This is a genomic window from Serratia sp. H1w (assembly GCF_000633355.1).
Lineage (GTDB): Bacteria > Pseudomonadota > Gammaproteobacteria > Enterobacterales > Enterobacteriaceae > Chania.
Map to the genome: position 1 here is coordinate 1 of NZ_AYMQ01000229.1, position 5,221 is coordinate 5,221.

General features: G+C 50.2%; 7 protein-coding genes. All 7 read left to right on the forward strand.

Features of this window, described 5'->3' with window-relative positions:
• The first annotated feature begins 79 nt into the window (after nucleotides 1–79).
• On the forward strand, nucleotides 80–1,252 hold the full coding sequence (locus U869_RS0129025) for an integrase arm-type DNA-binding domain-containing protein (RefSeq protein WP_025122854.1): 1,173 nt from the start codon (nucleotides 80–82) through the stop codon (nucleotides 1,250–1,252).
• Between the two features lie 141 nt (nucleotides 1,253–1,393).
• On the forward strand, nucleotides 1,394–2,005 hold the full coding sequence (locus U869_RS0129030) for an EcsC family protein (RefSeq protein ID WP_025122855.1): 612 nt from the start codon (nucleotides 1,394–1,396) through the stop codon (nucleotides 2,003–2,005).
• Nucleotides 2,006–2,156: 151 nt separating this feature from the next.
• On the forward strand, nucleotides 2,157–2,888 hold the full coding sequence (locus tag U869_RS0129035) for a DUF3944 domain-containing protein (protein ID WP_025122856.1): 732 nt from the start codon (nucleotides 2,157–2,159) through the stop codon (nucleotides 2,886–2,888).
• 52 nt (nucleotides 2,889–2,940) lie between these two features.
• On the forward strand, nucleotides 2,941–3,630 hold the full coding sequence (locus U869_RS0129040) for a YafY family protein (RefSeq protein WP_025122857.1): 690 nt from the start codon (nucleotides 2,941–2,943) through the stop codon (nucleotides 3,628–3,630).
• Between the two features lie 43 nt (nucleotides 3,631–3,673).
• Nucleotides 3,674–3,883, forward strand: coding sequence for a hypothetical protein (locus U869_RS0129045; RefSeq protein ID WP_025122858.1), 210 nt, complete (start codon nucleotides 3,674–3,676; stop codon nucleotides 3,881–3,883).
• Nucleotides 3,884–3,956: 73 nt separating this feature from the next.
• Nucleotides 3,957–4,418: a hypothetical protein gene (locus U869_RS0129050; protein ID WP_025122859.1), complete on the forward strand. Its 462-nt coding sequence runs from the start codon at nucleotides 3,957–3,959 to the stop codon at nucleotides 4,416–4,418.
• 330 nt (nucleotides 4,419–4,748) lie between these two features.
• A partial coding sequence (locus U869_RS0129055; protein ID WP_025122860.1) for a DUF932 domain-containing protein occupies nucleotides 4,749–5,221 on the forward strand: 473 nt, incomplete at its 3' end.

Below are 5,221 nucleotides of genomic sequence, written 5' to 3' on the forward strand. Positions count from 1 at the left end.
GGTATCGGGGTATCGGGGTATCAATTTTTTGTCCTCCTGTTAATCTTGTAAAGACATATTTCACACTCTGAGATTTCTGATGCCACTGACTGATGAAGACATGGATACGTTGATATCAATAGGTAAAGCCTATCGACGTTATGATGGTAACGGATTGTATGTTCAGGTATCAAAAACCGGAAAACGTTACTGGCGCTATAAATTTCGCTTTGATGGTGTAGAGAAACTCTACGCATTAGGTAAATACCCCGAACTCTCACTAACTGAAGCGCGACAAAAGCATGCAGAAGCCAAAGCGAAAGTCGCCGCTGGTATCAACCCTTGTCATGTGCGTCATGTCACCAAGCTCACGCGTATCGTGAAAAACAAAGCCACGTTTCAGCAAGCTGCATTGAACCTGTACCACCAGCGATTACAGAGTAAACCTGAGGCTAAAGAACCACTTTCAGCATTGATGGCGAGGTTGGAACAGGATGTTTTCCCCTACATCGGTGCACATCCAGTTCTGGAAATAACACCGTTTGAGTTGATGACAGTCCTGTTGAGAAAAGAGCAAGTCTCCGGCTCTACCGCCGAAACACAAGTCACACGTCATTTTTGTGCTGATATCATTCGTGCTGCCATCATACAGGGTGATGCCCATATGGAGTTAACATCGCTTTCCCCTGCACAGAAAGCGAAAAGTGATATCACTGGTGATGTCACGTTGGGGCAACTTGAGCTTGTCGACTTCTTTACTGCATTACAAGGTTATCAAGTTACAAAGCTGAAGCGGCTTGCGATCAGATTATTGATAATGACCGGTGTCACGGTAGACGAACTGCGCGCTGCAACCTGGACCGAGTTTGATTTCGATGAGGCTATCTGGACAATCCCTGCGGAGAGATCCGGGACCGGCATGATACAGCTCGTTCCACTACCTACGCAGGCGCAAGCAATCATTGCCGAGCTTAAGGGTCTTACCGGGAGTGGACCACTGCTTTTCCCTTCTCGCACCGCACCTCAGCATCCAGTAAGTGAGGCCAGCCTTGAGAAGTTACTGATAGGTATTGGATATGGCAACAAAATCTCTGTGCGCAGCTTTTATCTGATGATGAGGAAAATACTGGCAGAGCAAGGTGCAACACCAGCCCAGATTGATACGCAGGTTCTCTCAGATCGAGGTCAATTACTGCAAGCTTATGCCAATATTATCGAAGCTGCTGAACGTGGCAGTGCGGCGTTGCTTGGTCAGGATACTTTTCGTTTTTGAGAAGTCTGTATTTACTGATTTATTACCCCACGGCCCCACCAACCGTGAATCAACACATTTTCACACCTATATCACTGAAGGGAATTACGCCACAGCATTAAGCGTGGCGTGTGTTTTCCACTCAATGAGACAGGTTGTAATATGCATGATGAGACGCCCTCTCTTTCAGCGTTATCCCGCTGGCTGGATGCCTTATACGCCAAAGCTCTGCAAGGTGGCCCAGGCATCCGTTCTGCCCATCAGTTGGCAGAGCAGTACCGCAATACCTTCTCAACCCCGCAAAGCGCCGCCCTGAGTCTGGTCCGTTGGGAAGCCGCCAAGGCGGCCACCAGCGGGTTTATGCTCGGCGCGGGTGGCATAGTGACACTCCCCATCACTCTACCTGCAAGTCTGGTAGGGCCGCTATTGCTCCAGTTCAGGTTGATTGCGGCCATCGCTTTGCTGGCTGGGTATGATGTTCACGACGTGCGTACCCGCCATCTGGCTTATATCTGCCTCGGTGGCACTGTCGCTAAAGACGGCTTGCAGGCGTATGCCACCTGTCTGTTCCAACAGATGTCAACACGCTCCCTTGAACAGGTGACTGAAAAAACCGCCACACTTCTGACCACTCGACTGGCTGCCCGTCTTCCGACTGCCCATGTGAGCCATCTTGTGCCGCTGCTGAGTGGTGTCGTCAGCGGCGGACTGGATTATCTGGCAGTACGGTCAGTAGGGGCATTAGCCTGCGCCGCCTTTCTGCACCAGGCCTGAGCCGATTTTACCTTACCTGCCGCGTCACACCCTGTCCAATTCCCCCCCCTCGGTATTAGGAAAATCACCGTTTTGACCGCCATACCCTGTCAGGCCCCTCCGTTACAGTAGTCGCCAGTTCGCAACCTACGGCCAACACTGGAGAAATACCATGGCGACCTACCGCATCGACCCCGACCTGACGTTTTTAGGGCAGTGCTCCAACGACGACCTGGGCGCACTGGTCTCTGTGCTCACCCACGATACCAAAGATGGCAAAAAGCGCTGGTCGGAAAGCCTGACCAGCACCCCGGAATACACCCTGTTTTACCCCGACCACCAGAAGTATTGGACGGCCATCGGGGCTGAACTCCAGGCCTTTGGCGCCAACAGTCTGGCGACACTGACCAGGCTCAACAAGGGTGTGCTTTATCGGGAATTGCTGACTGACGTGTGCAAAAAACTCAAAGTCAATTTTAACAAGGACAGCTCCATTGAAACGATTGAACTGAACATGTTGTTGAAAGTGATGGAGAAAAGCCTGGCGGAAATGACCGAAGAGGAGCTGCAGCAGTTGTCACGTGATATGCAGCTCAATCTGTCCAATCCAACGCCTCAACTGGTGTTGATGGCGTTGCAAGCAGCCATTCGTACATCCGGCATGGCTGCGCTGGAACTGGCCACACTGCTGGCCATTAATATCATCAATACCTTGGGCGGGATTGCCACGATAGGTGCCTACTTTGTTGCACAACGTGCACTGACCGTCCTGGCTGGTCCCATCGGCTTGACGCTCAGTTCTGCCTGGCTCATTGCCGACGTCACCGGCCCAGCCTATCGGGTCACCGTCCCGGCCTGTATCATTGTGGCCTACCTACGCCAGAAACACCTCGCACAGCAATAACTCGCACCCCTGTACGGTCGTGCAGGGGAACCTTTCACTCAGGGAATCGATTATGTCCGCACAGGAACGTCGCCATGACAGGCTCGCTTACCGGCTGGCCTCTATAATCAGTCGGCTCTTCAATGGCGAATCTCTCTCCGTGGCTGCGTTGGCCCGGGAGTTCAATGTCTCGTTACGTACACTGGACCGGGATTTCAACACGCGTCTGGTCGGTCTGGATATGGATCACCGCGAGGGCTGCTATCGGCTGGCTGACTCGCAACGCCCCTTTCGTACCGACAGGGACATCATCCAATTTGCCAGCATTACTGACGTGAAGCAGTTCTTTCCCGCACTGGACAGAAAGTTGCTGTCCGTGTTGCTCAACAGAGAACTGGACTCGCCCTATATCGTCTACAACGCGCCCCCCAAACGACTGCCATCATTATTCGGCGGGTTCTATGTCATTACCCAGGCGATTGTGGAAAACCGCATTATCCGCTTTGTTTACGAGGGCCTGAAACACGCAGCCGCAGAGCCCTACAAACTGATTTATTTTGCCGGGGATTGGTATCTGTGTGCTGCCATCAACAACATCATTCAGGTGTTTGATATGCACCATCTGAGCGATATCACGCTGACCATCAGCACATTTGTCAAAAAGGAGGCCATCAACACCATCATCAGCGAAGAGAAGTTCATCACCGCGTTACCGCATTTTCAATATATCAAGGCGTTGACCACATCCGAATCGGGTCAATAAATATCACAGCATCGTCTATTACCTTGTCAATGAGGGAAGCATCATGTCTCTATTTCGCCACCTTGCTACGGCAACGGGAATTATCGGCACTCTGTTTACTGCCTACCAGGCACAAAAAGCTGCCGCAGACACCATGAAAGCGAATGCCTTTTCATCAGGGAATATTCGTGCTGGGCGAGTGGGTGCCCTCTTCATTACCACACTGTTTATCGGTGGTCTGGCAGACGCCCTTATCAAACGGACATTCTCCTGAAAAATAACGTCACCGACGGACACATTCATAGACCCATTTATATTCACACACCATAACCAATAAGGAAACTTTAATGAAACTGACATTATCCCAATCTCTCGTAGCAAGCCTGATTTTTACCTCCACGCTGACGATGGCCGCGCCGTGGAAAAGCGTTTACAGCAACGGTAACGACGTCTATACAACCACAGATAAAAGTGGTTTGGTCAAATTCGTGTTGTCCTGTGATGGCTTTGTCACAACGGCAGCCGAAATCGTCAACGCCAAGAATAACAAACAGCTGGCTTACAACTATGCTATTCCCGGTGTCACCGTTATGTCCGTGACGATTGATGGTCAATCTTACCCTGCGCCATTCAGTCAGGAGGTGTACAACACACCACAGAAATTTTCAGCCTTCTATAACGCCTTCCGCAATGCACACAGCCTGGAAATGACCGTGGGGAATAAAAGCTATACTTTCCCAACCGAAGGGCTCAAACAGGCGTTTCCTGCCTATGGCAGTCAAGATTATAAATGCCATGTGGAAAAATAATGGCATTGATTGTTGATGAACCCCAGCGTTTTATTTTCCGTCAATAAATATCTATACCAGCATGATTAACTGGATTTAATCAGGCAAGAAGACTGACGCTCTTCTTGCCTGTGTTCCCTATCATTCTTTAACACAAGAGGAGGTATTAATACTGACGTATTAATACACTTCATAAACCTCCCTTCCTGAGAGGTTTCCCTCCTTACGGATTGTTGTCCATATTATTAACGATATTTGTGTAAAAAATAAATTAGCAGCGTTCAACAGGCTCCCCGGCTATCCGGTGGAGCCTGTTTTGTTATTTAGCGATAATTCAAAAAGGAAATACTCATGACACGTTTAGCCTCCCGTTTTGGTCGGGTGAATTCCGTTCGCCGCGACCGCCCATTAACCGTTGATGAGTTAGCCCAGTACGTGCCCAGTGCCCTGGGGGATGACAAACATCAATCCCGCAGTGCCCGTTACGCCTATATTCCGACCATTACGTTGCTGGACCGGTTGCGCGAAGAAGGTTTTGAACCGTTCTTCGCCTGCCAGACCCGTGTGCGGGATTTGAGCAAACGTGAACATACAAAGCATATGTTGAGGCTACGCCGGGCCGGGCAGATAACCCAGAAAGAAGTCCAGGAAATTATTTTGTTAAATAGCCACGATGGCTCTTCGAGCTATCAAATGCTGCCGGGCTGGTATCGTGAAGTTTGTTCGAACGGGTTGGTTTGCGGACAGAGTTTTGGCGAAATTCGCGTGCCACACCAGGGTGATGCGGTGGAAAAGGTGATTGAAGTGTCAATACCGATTGAATT